At 39.7% G+C, this 15,899-nt stretch carries 15 protein-coding genes; 1 reads left to right on the forward strand and 14 read right to left on the reverse strand.

Going from position 1 to position 15,899, the window contains the following annotated elements:
- Window positions 1–2: 2 nt before the first annotated feature.
- The 5 genes from D8836_RS01940 to D8836_RS01960 form a co-directional block, all read right to left on the reverse strand.
- On the reverse strand, window positions 3–1,226 hold the full coding sequence (locus D8836_RS01940) for an FtsW/RodA/SpoVE family cell cycle protein (RefSeq protein ID WP_125392983.1): 1,224 nt from the start codon (window positions 1,224–1,226) through the stop codon (window positions 3–5).
- A 41-nt stretch (window positions 1,227–1,267) separates the two neighbouring features.
- Window positions 1,268–3,718, reverse strand: coding sequence for a bifunctional DnaQ family exonuclease/ATP-dependent helicase (locus tag D8836_RS01945; protein ID WP_125392984.1), 2,451 nt, complete (start codon window positions 3,716–3,718; stop codon window positions 1,268–1,270).
- Between the two features lie 199 nt (window positions 3,719–3,917).
- On the reverse strand, window positions 3,918–4,847 hold the full coding sequence (locus D8836_RS01950) for a peptidase U32 family protein (RefSeq protein ID WP_125392985.1): 930 nt from the start codon (window positions 4,845–4,847) through the stop codon (window positions 3,918–3,920).
- Window positions 4,848–4,974: 127 nt separating this feature from the next.
- Complete coding sequence (locus tag D8836_RS01955) at window positions 4,975–5,655, reverse strand: ABC transporter ATP-binding protein (protein WP_125392986.1); 681 nt, start codon at window positions 5,653–5,655, stop codon at window positions 4,975–4,977.
- A 13-nt stretch (window positions 5,656–5,668) separates the two neighbouring features.
- A complete protein-coding gene (locus D8836_RS01960; RefSeq protein ID WP_125392987.1) occupies window positions 5,669–6,724 on the reverse strand; it encodes an ABC transporter permease in 1,056 nt (351 codons plus the stop codon).
- A gap of 359 nt (window positions 6,725–7,083) precedes the next feature.
- Between D8836_RS01960 and D8836_RS01965 the strand changes: the two genes are divergently transcribed.
- Window positions 7,084–7,371: a DUF3270 domain-containing protein gene (locus D8836_RS01965; protein WP_125392988.1), complete on the forward strand. Its 288-nt coding sequence runs from the start codon at window positions 7,084–7,086 to the stop codon at window positions 7,369–7,371.
- Between the two features lie 33 nt (window positions 7,372–7,404).
- On the opposite strand, the gene ciaH is transcribed toward D8836_RS01965, so the two are convergent.
- The 9 genes from ciaH to D8836_RS02010 form a co-directional block, all read right to left on the reverse strand.
- Window positions 7,405–8,739, reverse strand: coding sequence for a two-component system sensor histidine kinase CiaH (gene ciaH / locus D8836_RS01970; protein ID WP_125392989.1), 1,335 nt, complete (start codon window positions 8,737–8,739; stop codon window positions 7,405–7,407).
- The gene (ciaR, locus tag D8836_RS01975; RefSeq protein WP_000590639.1) at window positions 8,729–9,403 is read right to left on the reverse strand and encodes a two-component system response regulator CiaR; all 675 of its coding nucleotides are present in this window, start codon (window positions 9,401–9,403) and stop codon (window positions 8,729–8,731) included. The genes ciaH and ciaR overlap by 11 nt, the downstream gene beginning before the upstream one ends.
- A 108-nt stretch (window positions 9,404–9,511) precedes the next feature.
- On the reverse strand, window positions 9,512–12,058 hold the full coding sequence (locus D8836_RS01980; RefSeq protein ID WP_125392990.1) for a M1 family metallopeptidase: 2,547 nt from the start codon (window positions 12,056–12,058) through the stop codon (window positions 9,512–9,514).
- A 122-nt stretch (window positions 12,059–12,180) separates the two neighbouring features.
- The gene (locus D8836_RS01985; protein WP_125392991.1) at window positions 12,181–12,621 is read right to left on the reverse strand and encodes an ASCH domain-containing protein; all 441 of its coding nucleotides are present in this window, start codon (window positions 12,619–12,621) and stop codon (window positions 12,181–12,183) included.
- Between the two features lie 30 nt (window positions 12,622–12,651).
- Window positions 12,652–13,350 (reverse strand): 3-oxoacyl-ACP reductase, encoded by a 699-nt coding sequence (locus D8836_RS01990; protein ID WP_125392992.1) that lies wholly within the window; start codon window positions 13,348–13,350, stop codon window positions 12,652–12,654.
- Window positions 13,343–13,579, reverse strand: coding sequence for a DUF2829 domain-containing protein (locus D8836_RS01995; protein WP_060628540.1), 237 nt, complete (start codon window positions 13,577–13,579; stop codon window positions 13,343–13,345). The genes D8836_RS01990 and D8836_RS01995 overlap by 8 nt, the downstream gene beginning before the upstream one ends.
- A gap of 99 nt (window positions 13,580–13,678) precedes the next feature.
- Window positions 13,679–14,605: an aldo/keto reductase gene (locus tag D8836_RS02000; RefSeq protein ID WP_125392993.1), complete on the reverse strand. Its 927-nt coding sequence runs from the start codon at window positions 14,603–14,605 to the stop codon at window positions 13,679–13,681.
- 74 nt (window positions 14,606–14,679) lie between these two features.
- On the reverse strand, window positions 14,680–15,495 hold the full coding sequence (locus tag D8836_RS02005; protein ID WP_125392994.1) for a hypothetical protein: 816 nt from the start codon (window positions 15,493–15,495) through the stop codon (window positions 14,680–14,682).
- 3 nt (window positions 15,496–15,498) lie between these two features.
- On the reverse strand, window positions 15,499–15,819 hold the full coding sequence (locus D8836_RS02010) for a PadR family transcriptional regulator (protein WP_000665422.1): 321 nt from the start codon (window positions 15,817–15,819) through the stop codon (window positions 15,499–15,501).
- Window positions 15,820–15,899: the final 80 nt, after the last annotated feature.

The raw sequence follows: 15,899 nt of genomic DNA on the forward strand, positions 1-15,899 counted from the left end.
CCTTATTTGATTTGTTTTAATACAACCTTTTTCCGTTTGAATGGAACTTTTCCGCTCTTTTCTTCAGCTAAATTAGTCTGGTAACTCATAGATAAAAGCAAGCCAATACCAATCAAGTTACTGATAATAGCCGATCCACCTTGAGAAATGAAAGGTAGGGGAATCCCCGTCAAAGGAAGCAAACCTGTCACAGCACCGATATTCTCAAAGATATGGAATAGCAACATCATAATCAAACCTGTGGAAATATAGGTGTAGAACTGGTTATTTGATCTAAGAGTAATCTTCAACATACGGTAAATCAGCATGAGATAAAGGGCGATAACAAGGACAGAGCCAATAAAGCCAAAATCTTCTGCAATGACCGTAAAAATCATATCAGACTCACGAACTGGAATAAGCAGATTCGAAGCATTAAACCCTTGACCAAATAAGCCACCGCTCCCAATGGCAATTTGTCCTTGAGCCTGCTGGTAAGTAGTTGTTTGGGCAAAGTCAAATGGATTAAGCCAAGCCAAAATACGGTTGATTTGGTAGGTCGGCATTCCCAGTTGATGGAGAAAAGCCCGGCCGTCCTTGCTGATAAAAATAGCTAAGAAACCAGCAATTCCTGTTACAGCAGTCACAACAACTGGGATAATAATTTTCCAAGAAACTCCTGATAGCAAGACGATTCCTGAGAAAATGGCTACAAAAACCAAAGCCGTCCCTAAGTCACTTTGAAGTGCCAAAAGAACTAGGACTGGAATGGTAAAGAGAATCATCCAGAAAATCAATAAGAAGTCCAGCGGAACCGTGCGTCTCCATTCCTTATGTTTTTTTGTAAACTGGACAATGACACGGGCCAACATGAGAATGTAGGATATCTTCATAAACTCTGATGGTTGGAACAAGGTGATGCCATTTACTGAAATCCAGTTTTTAGCACCCGTGGATGCAACTAAGCTTGGATTATAAAAGACGATAGGTAAAACCATAAGTCCCAAGCCTAAAATATATAGAAAGGGGGTCACTTTCCAAAGAAATTCTGTATTGAAGAGCATGACTACAAAACCAATAACAAGCCCCAAGGCGATCCAGGCGACCTGCTGCCCTAAAATGGGCAAAATATTATTTGGATAATCATGACTAACGGCTATATAAATAGCCACCACGCCAATAACCAGTAGAAAAAACACTGGCAAGAGCAAACTATAATCGACTCTAGAGTCGAGAGAACGTTTCATATATACTAACCTTATACTTTCATACTATACTATACTATTTATCAAAGTCCATTTAAAAATTTATCAATAGCCTCATCAACTTCGGATCGAGAGACGGTTTTAACAGTCGCTTCTTTTGCTAGAGAAGTTACAATTTGTTTGCCATATCTCTTTCCGACAATTCTCCTATCCAAAATAAGAGTTAAGGAACGTTGGTGTTCGCGTCTCATACTTCTTCCCAAAGCCTGTTTTAAACGAATAATGGCCATTGGCAATTGATAATCATAAAAGGCATTTTTTCCTTCCTGATTCAGTTCCTGATTAATCTTTTTCGTCAAGGGCTCTTGAGGATTTTGAAAAGGAAGTCTTGGTACAACTTGAATCACAAAAGGATGACTTGAAAAATCAACTCCCTCCCAGAAACTTGCTGCACCAAGCAGGATTTGTTGTTCACGTTTTTCAAAGCGTTTCTTCAGTTGATGAACATCCCCATTTTTATACTGGGCCAGATGGCTAACTAGAAGTAAATCCGATACTGCTAGAAGCATGTCTTTAGCAGTAAAGAGAACTAAAATCGGTTGCTGGAAAGCTCGAACATCCATCAGCAAATCAGCTACCTCTTTGGCGTAGACTTCTAAGGAGGTTTCTGTTACCAAGGGAAAATCTTTGACCAAGATCACTTCTTGATCCTGTTTTCCCCGAGCCTCAATCTTGACAAATTTGGCTTCAGGATAGCCCAAAAGGTCTGCCAAAGAAACTCTCTGACTAATCTCAAGAGTGGCCGACACTCCCAAGACTTGACATGAATCAGGCACTAAGGAAGATAGAAGAATACGGCCTGATTTCGTAGAAGAAATCTGAATTTTCTTTTGACTCGTTTCAGTTGCTTCAAGCCAGTAATCTCGGTCAGCTGTAAAATAGCGAACCAGCTCCTCAAAGCCTTCTACTTCTAATTCTGAAAAATACTGGTGGATATTGGCAAGAGAATCTAAGATATTTTTCTTAGATTTTCCAGACTGAAATTGTTCTATCAAGTAGAGACACTCAAAGCGAATACTTTCTAGTATTCGTTGTTGGACCTTATTTTGCTCCTCCAGTAAAGCCTTATCAAGCAAATCGATAATAGACTGGATATCGTAGGTCTCTTGAAGCAGATTTTCTATAGCTAACAAAATCTTTTGAACTTCATCAATAATCAATAAACGGTCACTGACAAATTCAGGATTATCTTCCAGTCTGGTTACAAGATAGGCATGATTGGTCACTAAAAGCTTGCAGGTTTGTGCCCTTTCTTGACTACGTTTCCAAAAATCTTCCGTCACAAATAAGCTCTGAGATGATAAATTCCCGTCATGACGAAGATCTGTTAGAAAATGTTGGTAACGGTATAGTTGCCCGATTTCATCCAAATCTCCTGTCTCTGTCTCAGTCAACCAGACCAAGAGTTGCATTTTAAAGCGTCTAAATAAGCGATTTTCATCATTTTCCTGCAAGGAACGATAAAAGGCATCCAACTTCAGATAATTGTGTGGTCCCTTCAAACTATGAATATCTATATGGAAGACTTCCTTGAGACGTTTACCTTCTTCTTCCATGATTTGATTTTGAAGAATCTTTGTCGGAACGCTAAGGACAATCTGACGATTTTCCACTTGGGACAAAGCAGGTAAGAGATATCCATAAGTTTTCCCAATCCCAGTCGGAGCTTGAATCAGAGAGACAGGCTCATCTTTTAATAGCAAGCCAACCTCTTTAGCAAAACTTTCTTGTCGTTCCCTCACTTCAAGGTTCAACAAAGAAATATTTTTAGAAAAATCTTGGGATAGTTTTCGTGGCTCCAGGGGAGCTCCAGTTTTCTTGAAATACAGTCCTTGAACTTCGACCAAGTCTGGAGAACTCAGGATAGATTGGCTGCGATAAATTTCTTCAATAACCAGGTAGGACTCATATAAGAGGGCGTCAGCCATTTCCAGCAAGCGTTCCAAGAGTCCTTTAGGAAGTTGGGCCATCTTTTCTCGTAAAAAAAGAAGTAATTCCGCTGTAGCTTGGGCATCTGAAAGGGCTGTGTGAGCGTGTTTAAGAGGAATTCCTAATTCTCGACACAATATCGGCAAGCTATATTTTTCCAGTTCAGGGAAAAAGACCTGAGCCAATTCGACCGTGTCAACACGAGGATTTTTTAGTTCATAGCCCTCAAAAAATAAATTTTCCGCCAAGAGATTAGCATCAAACTGAACATTATGGGCTACAAAAATCCCATCCTCCACCAAGTCAAAGATTTTTCTGGCAACTTGAGAAAAATCAGGTGCTTGCGCCAGACGTTGGTCTGTCAATCCTGTCAGTTCTTTGATATGAGCATCCAAGGGTTCATGTGGATTGACATCCGTCGTATAGTGATCGACGATTTTTCCGTCCTCAATCACGACAATTCCCACTTGGATAATTTTAGCCTTACTACCTGTGCTAGTTGCCTCTAAATCAACCACAACATAGCGATTACCAATCGTTTTCATTATAAAAAATTATACCAAAAAAAGGGCCATTTGGCACCTGCAAACATGGGATAATTTTCAAACTCAAGAAGGTTACTTGTATTAAAAATCCCAGCAAACAGAGCATCCTAGCCTATTAATTCTTTGAAAATATTGGAGAATAAGAAAAAATTGAGAGAAGAACTGTTTGCATCTTCCCTCTCTCAACGAATCATTTACTTTATTTAACCATATCAGGATCGTAATCATAGAATCCTGTATCAAGGAAACGGTTTTTAGGGTGTAACTTGCGTACTTCCTCATCCAGCAAGAAAGCTTGGTCATGGCTAAAGTTGCCCTCTTGAATCAAACTACGTGCTTGGATAAAGAGTTTTGCAATCTCAACAAATTTCTGACCAGGAGTGTAGAGCCCTTCTAGTTTCCAGTGAGTGAAACCATGCTCTACCAATTCTATCAATTTTGTCATCAAATCAAGGTCATTGTTGGCAAAAATGTGGGTTCCATGATTGTCTTCAAAAATGGAGTAGTGGCTCTCTGGGTCACTTGGCTCAGCCAAGAAGAGGTCACGCTTACGCGTCTTTTCATCATCGATGTGCGTAAAGTTATAGTAGTTTTGCAAGAGTGGACGTTTAGAATGGTGAATAACACTAGCTCCGTAAACCAAAACTTCAGCAGGAATTTCCAAAATCTCTGGCATTTTGAAGAGTTCAGCTGATGGAATTTCACGCGCCAAAACAGCCTCAGATGCGCCAGCTTTTTGTCCCCAGAAGTTTATCTGACGACTGCTAGTTACCATAGTCGAAGCATCGTAGATGGTCTTAAATGAATAACCATCGCGGTTGACTACGTAAAAGACACCTGCATCCCCAATCGTAATGTAGTCTGTCTTGATTTCTTCCAAAAAGTCTAAGAAAGGCTTGATACGGTCCATCATATCTTGGTGCATGAGGGCGTTAACCGCAACGATCAATTCCTTACCAGTATCATGAACCAGATTAGCGATTTCACGCAATTGGTCATGACTAAAGGTTGTTGGCAGACGAAGGCCAAAATCTTTCTCACCAACATAGATACGATCTACGCCAACTTCGAGCAGTTGTTTAACTTGTTCAATACTTTCAGCAGTTGCTGTAATGATAATCTTTTCCATAAGAAAAATTATACCATATTTCTCAAAAATCAGCTATGAATACTAGGAATTTTCTAAAAAGGCAAAGTCATTTTTTAAGGTTTGCAATCAAAAAGTGAACGGTAGCCAGCACCGTCCACTCTATTTATTATTCATATGTTTCTTCAACTAGGTGTCCATCGTTCATCACATAAACACGGTCCACCTTATCTAGAAGACGAGTATCGTGCGTAATCATCACTACTCCTCTACCTTGCTCATGTGCGATAGATGCTAGCATATTTGTTACTTGATAGGCCCGCTCTGTGTCAAGACTAGCTGTTGGCTCATCTGCGAGAATGATACTCGGATTGTTATAAAGCGCTCTAGCAATGGCCGCACGTTGACGTTCTCCACCTGATAAAGCCTTGGGATACTGATCTTGTACTTTTTCCAAATCCAACAACTCAAAGAGCCCTTTTCGATCACTTTTACTATTTTTTCCCTTATCTAGTCTGTCAATCAAATCCAGCTGTTCCTTGACCGTTAGAAAAGGAATTAAGTTTGAAGCCTGAAGAATAAAGCCAAACTCTCTAAAACGGAGGTCTGTTTTCTCCTTCTCTGTCAAACTGCCTGTTTCCTTCCCCTTAACTAAAATCTTTCCACTCGATGCTTCCTGAAGTTGTCCTAGAGTTGTTAAAAAGGTCGTCTTTCCAGATCCTGAAGGCCCAACGATAGCCACGAACTCTCCTGCATTTAGCTGAAAATTCGTCTCATGTAGAGCTACGACTTTCATCTTTCCTTCCCCGTACGTTTTTGTCACTTGAGTCATTTCAATCAATGCTGTCATACTATTCTCCTTATCATTCTGCAATCGCAGTAATCGGGTCCACCTTTAGCAAGCGTGGAAGTGAAATGACACCACCTAGCATGGCCATCAAACAAATCACCAAGCTTAGGACAGAATAGGCTAACCAACTTGGGTAGAAAAAGAAGGTAGCTGGCAAGACTAAAATCACTCCTCCAATAGCCAGCAAGGCTAAAGCAATCCCCATACCAGCTAGGAAGAAGATTTGACAGAAAAGAGACCATACAATGGTTTTGATCTGTATTCCCTGAGCCCGCATTATTCCATAAAGCCCTAGTTTTTGTATGGTAATGATATAAACAAATATACCCACAATCAAGCCTGTGATGACAATCATAGCAAGAATCATCCCTGAAAATACATTAACCTGAGGTGTGTAACCAGGAATTTTCGATATCATTTTTGGAATAGAAATCTGTTTCAGTCCATCGCCAGCCAATTCTATATCATTTTTCAATACCAAGGCAGAGATCGATTTATTAGATTTTAAAGTTCCTTGTAAGTTCCAATAAGTTGTCAAACTCGTAAAGACAACTGGCTCAGTAAAAAACTTATTTCCTTTAGTCAGCCCTACAATCTTGTAACTTACTTCGCTTCCATTGAGCTGAATGGCATCACCCAACTTCATTCCATAGTTTTCAAACGACTGATCCACGACCACCTCATCATCCCCTTCAGGATAACGGCCCTCCGTCAAACTAGGAGAGATAAAAGCGTCCCACTCTTGAGCAAAGATGGAAACATTGACCTTTTCACTATCATCGACTAGATTGGTTACAGCAAACATATAGCCCAGTGGAGTAGCCTCTTTAGAACTCTTATCCTTGTAGTCCTTTTCAGGAATAAAAGATGCTGTCAAATTATCATTTGCGTAGTCAGATAAAACCACACCCGTCGCTTGCCAATTATCAATAGCTGCCCGGTTGTTTCGCACAAGACCAAGAGCTAGACTGGTCATAAAAAAGACCATAAAAGCGATAAGAAAAATGGTAGTTAAAATCAAACTATATCGAAGTTTGTTTTGTAATATTTCTTTAATAGCAAGATACATGCTTATCTCCTTTAACTTTTCCAAGAGGTATCAATTAGACACCTAACAACTATAAAAATAGGAGACAGAAAATCTGTCTCTGTATTCAAAACAAATCTCACTAATCAAATTAAATAAAATCAAGAAAACAAGGAAACAAATTTTCGTAAAAAAGAATCATTTGGTAGCTCTATTTTCTTAGGAATATAAGCAATTATGAATATTAATAAGTATTGAGTGTCTATCCATCCTATCATTTTCACATTATGGTGTCAAGAAAAGTGATTTTGAAAAGGGACTTTATTCTTTTTGTAACCTTTCTGTAATAATTCTCTGCTGAAAAAATGATAAAATAGGTATGTACTGTTAAGGAGAGAATAATGCCCGTAAGAAAATTACAATCCTATGAGGTAGACTATCAAGAAGAATTAAGCCAGCAGGTTCCTCGCTATCAAGATTATACACCTGAAGCGCAATCTGATGCTAATCTCAAGGAAATCCTATTTTTTGTTAATATCGCTGTTTTTTGTATCTGTATTGCTATCTTTAGTTTTATCTTTTTAGCATTAAAATTATCACCTGCTCTTGCATTTGCCGCAGCAATCGGATCCAGCTTACTTGTCTTAAAAGTTCAACGATCTATTATCAAACGAAAAAGTAGAAGATAAATCCAAAATATCGCCCCAGCTGGGGCGATATTTTTATTTTTTCTTTTTAGATGGTGTGTGGATAGCAATCTTCACTTCAAAGACTGTTCCTTTCGGTTTATTATCTTTAACAGTAATGGTTCCTTTTAGGGCATCTACAATTTGCTTGGCTAGGGATAAACCTAAACCAAAACCACCTTTTTGACGGGTTCTAGCCTTGTCCACTCGATAAAAACGATCAAAAATTTTCTTCTTATCTTCTGCTGAAATACCGACTCCATTGTCGGAAACTAGCAAATAAAGATTACGATCAGTCGTTGAAATCATAAAATCAATTTCACCATCCTCCTCAGTATATTTGATGGCATTATCAAATAAGATGGTCATCAGCTGTTTCAAAAGAAGTTGATCTGTGACAATCGTTCGATGGATGCGATTTTCAAAACGGAAGACACGGTCATTTTCTGAAGCAATCATTTCATAGTTTGTGAAAGTCGTATTGAAAAAACTGGTTGGAACTTCTGCAAGTTCCGGCTTAATCCCATCATCTCTACGAGCTAAATTCAACAAGTTCGTCGTCAAAAACCGCATATTTCGAACTTCTTCCAAACTCGATGCAATGCTTTCACTCACATCCATAATGGTAGCTTCTGGCTTACGGAAAAGGGTCTCTAAACGATTTTGCAAAACTGCAAGTGGAGTTCGTAACTCATGACTGGCATTTTCCACAAAGGACTGTTGCTTCTGCATGCTCTCAAGCAGAGGACGAACACTGACTCTAGCTAGATAGAGACTGGCAAGCAAAGACAGAATCCAGAAACTTGCCATCACAATCACAATCAATTGCTCATGTTTTTGACTGGCTTGCTCCAACTGACTAGTATTAATCAAGACAGCTGCATACTTGATATTGGTTGAAACCGAACTGATATTGGTTTCCATCAAAATCATGCGATAGATTTCTTCCTGTCCATAGCTATTAAAAACCTGAATCTGATAGATATGGCCTAGTTCTTTCTTCTCTAACTTAATCTTATCCAATCCCAAAAATCGATTTCCAGAAAGGAGCTGGGTAAAATTCTTATCAAAAAGAATGACTTCTGTGTTGGAACTGACATTGGGTTTTATCTCAGTCTTGCTAGTATCTGTAGCGGCATTCTCTAAATCTTTAATCTCTTCTGTTGCCCTATTTACAGCAAGCTGAATAACTGCTTGAGGATTTTCACTTAGTCCATGAAGCTTATCATCCACCGAAGTATAGAGACTCGAGTGCATGACCTGCAAAATAATCAGAGTCATGGTAGAGAAAATCAGAGTGAAGACACCAAAGTTACGGATAAAATAACTAAAGTCATCCGCATACCATGTTTTTTTTAGTTTACTGAACATCTTTTAAAATATATCCAACACTGCGCAAGGTTTGCAAATTCTCTGCAAAAGTGGTTCCTTTTAATTTCTTACGGACTTTTGAAACATAGACTTCGACAACCGAAATCGTTGTGTCACTATCAAATCCCCATAGACGATCAAAAATCTGAGTCTTGGGCAAAATAACATTTTGATTTTGAAGGAAATAAACTAGTAAATCGAACTCTTTCCCCAGCAATTCGACAGGAGTATCTTCGACTTTAACGGTATTGGTTGACAAATTAACCACAATATTTCCATAAGTCAAGGTATTTTCATTAAACTTGCCTGAACGTTTGAGAAGGGCTTGAATCCTCATTTTGAGTTCTTCTAGGTAGAAAGGTTTGGTCAGATAATCATCCGCTCCCAGTTCAAATCCATGTCCCTTGTCATCCAAACTTTCCTTAGCAGTCATAATCAGAACTGGTGTCGTAATTCCCTTTTCACGCAATTCTTTCAAGACTTGGAAGCCATTTTTTTCAGGTAACATTAAATCGAGCAAAATCAAATCATAGACGCCACTTTCAGCTTCGTAGAGACCTTCTTCACCATCAAATACCTGCATGACATCCGCAAAATCGTCTAAAAAGTCAAATACTGAATTTGACAGGCCTAGGTCATCCTCAACTAATAAGATTTTTATCATGAGAAACTCCTCCTTATTAAAACCATTATACCAAATTTGCCTTAAAAAAAACTCAACTCTCTGCATTTTACATGAGATAGCTGAGTTTTCTTTTTATTTTGGGCTTATTTATGCGTTTCCGTATTGAAGAACGACTACTTCCACTGCAGCTTTTTCACGGTTAATCAAGTCAACACGCGCTGCAATTTCTTTGATTCCCATACCGATGTTACGGCTAAGAGCAAGGTCAGAAAGTTGCGGTTCAAAGAATTCCTTGTACTCTGCCAAGCGTTTCTGAGTCTTAAATACGTGTGCAGGAAGGATAACAAAGCTATCAAAGCTCATATCTCCACCAAGAGCTGCCTTAATCCAAGCCCAGTTTTCACGCGCCCAAGACCAAGCTGTTTCCTGAGTTACTTGGTGAGCTAGGAATTGGTAATACCAAGCAGACAAGTCCTGCGGTTTCACCACAAATTTGTCCTTCCAAGCAGCAATCAAGGTTTGGATATTGTCCGCATCTTTACTATAGGCAAGAGCGGCTGCCAACTGACGTTTAAAGACAGCATCTGTTGCGTGCGTATAAGTATCAAGATAAAGTGCTAACAAGTCTTTGGTCTCATGATGTTTCATCTCATTGATAAGGACTTGTGAGCGAATAGCTGCTGGAAGTCCTGCAAGCTGATCATTGTGAGCTTCGAAGATTTGGCTAGCGACTTGACTAGCTTCTGCATCATTTGAGCGAATCATCATAGAAATGGCCAACTGACGAACCAACTCATCCTCATCTGATTCGCCATCTTTAGCTTCAAAACCAAGACGGTCATAGTTATGACGAGCCAATTTAGCAACCAAGGCTTTGAAGGCTCTTTCAGCTTCTGTTCCTTCATCGATAAAGCGCTCAAGGGCAGAAATGACTTCAGAAACAGCTGAAACGACAAGGTAAGATTCTTCCTTAGCAAGTTTATCAAGAACTGGTAGCAAGTCTGCATAAGAAATGTGTCCTGCTTCAGCAAGCAAACGACGTTCTTGGACGATTTGCAGTTTACTTGTGTTATCAAGCTCAACTAGGTCAGCAAGAAGTGCATCCAACAAGTCTCCTTGATAGTCTGTAATGTAGTGGGCTGTATTTTCAGTATTGAAACGAAGAGCTCCGTCATTTTCAGCAAGAAGAGCTGCGTAGCCTGGAATTTCGATGCTTTCAGTTTCAAGTGTATCAGGCAAGCCTTTCCAGTTGCTATTGAGTGGCACAACCCAGAGACGGTTCTTGTCTTCGTGCTCACCGATGAAGAATTGTTTTTGTGAAATCTTCAAGACATCATTTTCAACTTTGACAGTGAGAACTGGATAACCAGGTTGTTCCAACCAAGAATCCATGAAGGCTGCGACATCACGTCCTGACGCTTGACCAAGGGCATCCCAAAGGTCACTACCAATGGTGTTGCTGTATTGGTGTTTTTCAAAGTAAGCGTGCAAACCTTTAGCAAAATCAGCATCGCCCAGCCAACGGCGAAGCATATGCATGAGACGGCTTCCTTTGGCATAGACGATAGCTCCGTCAAAGAGTGTATTGATTTCATCTGGGTGTTTGACTTCGACGTGAACTGACTGAACTCCATCAGTCGCATCGCGTTCAAGAGCGTGAGGCACTCCACCTGTTTGGAAATCTTCAAAGATATTCCAGCTTGGCTCAATGGCATCCACACAGACATATTCCATCATGTTAGCAAAGCTTTCATTGAGCCAAAGGTCATCCCACCATTTCATAGTAACGAGATTGCCAAACCATTGGTGAGCCAATTCATGGGCCACAACAAGGGCAACTTGTTGACGACTGGCAAATGTAGAGTTTTCATCTACAATTAAGCAAACTTCACGGTAGGTCACAAGACCCCAGTTTTCCATAGCACCAGCTGAGAAGTCAGGAAGGGCGATATGGAGAGATTGAGGGATTGGATACTTAACTCCATAGTAATCTTCGTAAAACTCGATTGAGCGAACAGCGATGTCCAGTGAGAAATCAAGGTTAGATAATGGGTGGGCTTTGGTTGAGTAGACACCTACAAGGGTACCGTTTTTAGTTTTAGCCGTCACACCTTGCAAATCACCCGCAACAAAGGCTAACAAGTAAGAAGACATGCGAGGTGTTGTCTCAAACTTCCAGATACCTGTTTCCTTACGGTTTTCAACATCGATTTCTGGCATGTTAGACAAGGCCAATTCACCTTCTGCTTGGTCAAAACGTAGAGAGAGGTCAAAAGTTGCTTTGGCTTCTGGCTCATCCACACATGGAAAGGCTTCGCGCGCAAAATGACTCTCGAACTGAGTAGACAAGACTTCCTTCTTGACTCCATCAACTGTGTAATAAGAAGGGTAAATCCCTGTCATGTTGTCTGTAATTTTTCCTGAGAAAGCGATAACCACTTCAACTTGACCTGCTTCCGCAAGTTCAATATGAAGGGCTTCATTGTCATGATCAACTGTGAATGGGCGAGCTTCCCCTGCAACTTCTACAGAAGCGATTTCCAAGTCTTTTTGATGAAGTGAAATACGGTCACTCTGTGCTTGACCAGTGATGGTCACTTTCCCTGAAAACGTCTTGGTCTCACGACTCAAGTCTAAAAATAAATCATAGTGTTCAGGAACAAATTGCTTAATAAAATGTTCAACTGCTTGCATAATTTTCTCCTATTCTAAGTTTAAGAGCTAGAGCTCTTCTTCAAACAAACTTATTATATCATGTTTTGCTGGAGAAAAAAGGATTGGACGGCGATTTCCAAAACTTTCTTCCTTCTAATAGTCTACAGTGGGTAAACCTTGCGAAATTCTTCTAAAACAACCTTGCTTTCAGGTGTAAAAGTCAGTCCTGCTTCTCTCAACCACTCGGCGAAACAATCCTCATGAACCTGACGCCAATAGGCTAGGGATTTGTCACCTTCCCCTTCCTTAAAGGCATGTTGAGCAGAAACTTGATTGAAGGGCTGGACAGAAACCTTTGTAATTTCAACAATACAGACAGCCTGATTTTGACTATCTAAAATGACATCAAAAGTTCCCTCTTGAGGAAGAGACTCAGATTCCAGTGCATAGAGATCGTAGGCTGATGCTGTTGCAGTCTTTTCGCCGCTTAAAACCAAATCTGCTAAAAGGTCTGGTTCCACTCCAAAAGCCCAAGCATCGATTTCATCTCCTATAAAGGGGTTAATTTTCTTGTATACATTCCACATTTCCTGCGGTGTCATGGGCGCTCCTTTTAATTAACTTTATTCTCCCTACTTCAAAGACCAGCCACCATCTATTGTCAGAATTTGACCCTGCATGGCAGATGCCTTTCCACTGGCCAAAAAGAGACTGACCTCTGCCACTTCCTCTGGTTCAATCCAGCGCTTGATTGGTGTTTCATTAGCAACCCAGTCAGCCAATCCACCTGGCTCAAAGTCCGCTGCAGTCATAGCTGTCTTGACTGCTCCCGGAGCGATACCAAAGATCTGAATCCCAGCTCCAGCATAGTCTAGAGCCAACTGCTTGGTAAATCCAGCCAAAGCATGCTTAGATGAAGTATAGGCATGTCCACCTCCACCTGCTAGGCTAGAAGCAATGGAGCACATATTGATAATAATCCCTTTTTTATTCTCCAACATTTGAGTCAAATAATACCGAGTCAACTCAACAGGAGTCACGTAGTTGATTTCAAAAATCTCATGAATTTCCTGCGCTGTCTGTTCCAAAAGTGGTTTGTAATCATCCAAAACTCCAGCAGTATTGAACAAAACATCAACCTGAGGACACCACTCAAAAATTGGCTCCAAGTCCAAGGTCAAATCTCTCTGTAAAAAGTGAAAATCACCCTCTAAAAGTGGATTTTCACCTTGGTCAACTCCATAAACTTGATAGCCCTTCTCTAAAAAGAGGCGAGCTTGAGCCAGACCAATCCCTGAACTCACTCCTGTAATCAATACACGTTTAGTCATTCACTTCTACCCAATCTATCGCCAAAACATCACAAGGTGTCGGACTCCACATGGAAAAACCTTCTCCTTCTCCAGACACGTTGATTAGGAAATAAGGTGTCACTTCAAGTGCAACCCCGTTTTGTTCAATGGTGTCAAAAAGTTGGACATAGTTTTCCGCACCTCCCCAACCAGTTCGTACATATTTTTTCTTAGCCTTTAAGCCAGGCAGGATCTCTTCAAATGTCATGTTTTTCTCCTTTAATATCAATAATTCTCCCCTTCATTATAACAAAAAAACCGCTTTAAAACGGCTTTTTGACTGTGATTTATTTACATCTGCTTCTACTTACGGCAAATTATTCCCTGCAGCTAGATAAATTTCATACCATTCTTTTCTTGTTAAGCTAAAGTTTGCCGCTTGGCTAACTTCTCTCAAGTGCTTAGGATTTGTTGTACCTACGACTGCCTGCATTTTTGCTGGATAACGCAATATCCAAGAAATGGCAATAGTTGAAGAGGTTACTCCATATTTAATAGCTAAACGATCAAGTACTTGATTTAAAGCTTGAAATTTCTCATTTCCAACAAAATTCCCTTTAAAATACCCAAATTGTAAGACAGACCATGCTTGAATGACCACATCATGTAATTTGCAATATTCAAAAATGCTGCCATCTCGCATAGCTGCTTGACTATCTTCCATATTAACATGAAAACCTGATTCGAATCCTGGAGTAAAAGCCGCACTCAATTGTAACTGATTAACAGCTAACGGCTGCTTGACATCTTTTTTAAGCAACTCCATCATCATAGGATTTTGATTAGAAACTCCAAAATCTCGGACCTTACCTTGTTTATAAAGGAAATCAAAGGCTTCTGCTACTTGGTCAGATTCCATCAAAGCATCTGGTCGATGAAGGAGCAAGCTATCTAGATGATCAATCTTCAATCTTTGCAAAATTCCGTCAACTGATTTTATAATATAGTCCTTAGAAAAATCAAAATAGGTAAATTCTTCAATGCGAATGCCACATTTTGACTGAATCCACATCTCTTCTCTTAAATCTGGACGATTTTTTAGGACAAGACCTAACAGTTCTTCACAACGACCACGACCATATATATCAGCCAAGTCGAAAGCATTAATTCCAACAGAAAGTGCTGTTTCTACAAGCTCTTCAACTTCTTTTACAGACTTATCTTCTATTCTCATCATTCCGAGAACAATTTCTGATAATTCTTTGTCATCTTGACCAAGAGTTATGTATCTCATCAAATTTTTCTCCTTAAATTTCTAACATTCTTCCCTTCATTATAACAAAAAACCGCTTTGCAACGGCTTTTTGACTATATTTCACTCCATTTTATCTTCTTAAACCCACGGAACAAGGCAAAGATTCCAATAAAGAGGACAGCTAAAGGAAGGATTTTTGTAAGGAAAACATTTGAAATGCCCATCCACTCATAGTAACGGAGCAGAGAACCTACAATAAGATGGGCAACAATCATACTGACAAAGGGACGAAAAATCGGTTCTTTCCAATTCCAAATACTGATGACCAGCGAAATCGTAAATACAGATAAACTATCCCAGGGAGCAGGAAGATAAAAGGCTCCTTCTTGTATGAAACTTCCCATTCCTACATATCCTAGAACGACTAGCAGAACAAGAATCCCAACGATAATATAGGTGCTAATTTTCATTTTAGGAGAATCTTGGACTAAGCCCCAACGTAAGATTGTGGCCACAAGAGCAAATCCAATCAGAAAAAGAAGAAGTTGCCCTAAAAAAGTAAGCAAATTGACTGTTAAGAGAGGACCTTTAGAAAAATCACCCAGTAGATGATAGTAACGTAATATCGCTAGGACAAAAATTGGCGTCAAAAGGGACTCCTTGATAGAACTGCGTGGTGCTTCCTTGAGAATCTCTTTCATTATTTTTTTAGGATTCTTACCTAAATAATCCTCTGCACTCATGCCATCTCGTTCTGCTTCTGAGAAATCTAACATCATCAAATAAATCTGCTCTCTGAGATAGTCCTCATCATAGAGAAATCCAGCAAGATTAAAACTATCCCACAGCTCCTCAAAATACTTTTGATTCTCCTCAGAAAACTCATGCAACAAAGCGCTTGTTTCTTCATAATACTTCATTTTCGTCATGGTTTACCCTCCATTCTTAATTCCTTCTACTTTTTGACTCAAATCGTCCCATTGTTGCCAAAAGACTGAGACACGCTCTTCTCCTTCTTTAGTTAACGAAAAATACTTTCGATCTGGACCATCTGGCGACGGACGCATGTCGCCTCTTATCCATTGATTTTTTTCTAACTTTTGCAACAAAGGATAAATAGTTCCTGGAACTATAGTGTCAAATCCAGCCTCTCGTAGAGTCTGAACCAACTCATAACCATACCGCTCTTTTTGACCAATCATATCCAAGACACAACCTTCAAGAACACCTTTTAATAGTTGAGTTTCTTTCATCCCTTCTCCCTTCTAATCTATTTTGTAATACCTACTAGTAACTTCATCTATAATATACCACTTTCACACTAGTTTGTAAA

It is taken from the genome of Streptococcus mitis (genome assembly GCF_003942995.1).
Classification (GTDB): Bacteria; Bacillota; Bacilli; order Lactobacillales; family Streptococcaceae; genus Streptococcus; species Streptococcus mitis_CV.

What these genes read in the sequence shown, in the direction of transcription:
- D8836_RS01940 (WP_125392983.1), bottom strand. Translation starts at nt 1,226, where the DNA reads ATGAAACGTTCTCTCGACTCTAGAGTCGATTATAGTTTGCTCTTGCCA.
- D8836_RS01945 (WP_125392984.1), bottom strand. Translation starts at nt 3,718, where the DNA reads ATGAAAACGATTGGTAATCGCTATGTTGTGGTTGATTTAGAGGCAACT.
- D8836_RS01950 (WP_125392985.1), bottom strand. Translation starts at nt 4,847, where the DNA reads ATGGAAAAGATTATCATTACAGCAACTGCTGAAAGTATTGAACAAGTT.
- D8836_RS01955 (WP_125392986.1), bottom strand. Translation starts at nt 5,655, where the DNA reads ATGACAGCATTGATTGAAATGACTCAAGTGACAAAAACGTACGGGGAA.
- D8836_RS01960 (WP_125392987.1), bottom strand. Translation starts at nt 6,724, where the DNA reads ATGTATCTTGCTATTAAAGAAATATTACAAAACAAACTTCGATATAGT.
- D8836_RS01965 (WP_125392988.1), top strand. Translation starts at nt 7,084, where the DNA reads ATGCCCGTAAGAAAATTACAATCCTATGAGGTAGACTATCAAGAAGAA.
- ciaH (WP_125392989.1), bottom strand. Translation starts at nt 8,739, where the DNA reads ATGTTCAGTAAACTAAAAAAAACATGGTATGCGGATGACTTTAGTTAT.
- ciaR (WP_000590639.1), bottom strand. Translation starts at nt 9,403, where the DNA reads ATGATAAAAATCTTATTAGTTGAGGATGACCTAGGCCTGTCAAATTCA.
- D8836_RS01980 (WP_125392990.1), bottom strand. Translation starts at nt 12,058, where the DNA reads ATGCAAGCAGTTGAACATTTTATTAAGCAATTTGTTCCTGAACACTAT.
- D8836_RS01985 (WP_125392991.1), bottom strand. Translation starts at nt 12,621, where the DNA reads ATGACACCGCAGGAAATGTGGAATGTATACAAGAAAATTAACCCCTTT.
- D8836_RS01990 (WP_125392992.1), bottom strand. Translation starts at nt 13,350, where the DNA reads ATGACTAAACGTGTATTGATTACAGGAGTGAGTTCAGGGATTGGTCTG.
- D8836_RS01995 (WP_060628540.1), bottom strand. Translation starts at nt 13,579, where the DNA reads ATGACATTTGAAGAGATCCTGCCTGGCTTAAAGGCTAAGAAAAAATAT.
- D8836_RS02000 (WP_125392993.1), bottom strand. Translation starts at nt 14,605, where the DNA reads ATGAGATACATAACTCTTGGTCAAGATGACAAAGAATTATCAGAAATT.
- D8836_RS02005 (WP_125392994.1), bottom strand. Translation starts at nt 15,495, where the DNA reads ATGACGAAAATGAAGTATTATGAAGAAACAAGCGCTTTGTTGCATGAG.
- D8836_RS02010 (WP_000665422.1), bottom strand. Translation starts at nt 15,819, where the DNA reads ATGAAAGAAACTCAACTATTAAAAGGTGTTCTTGAAGGTTGTGTCTTG.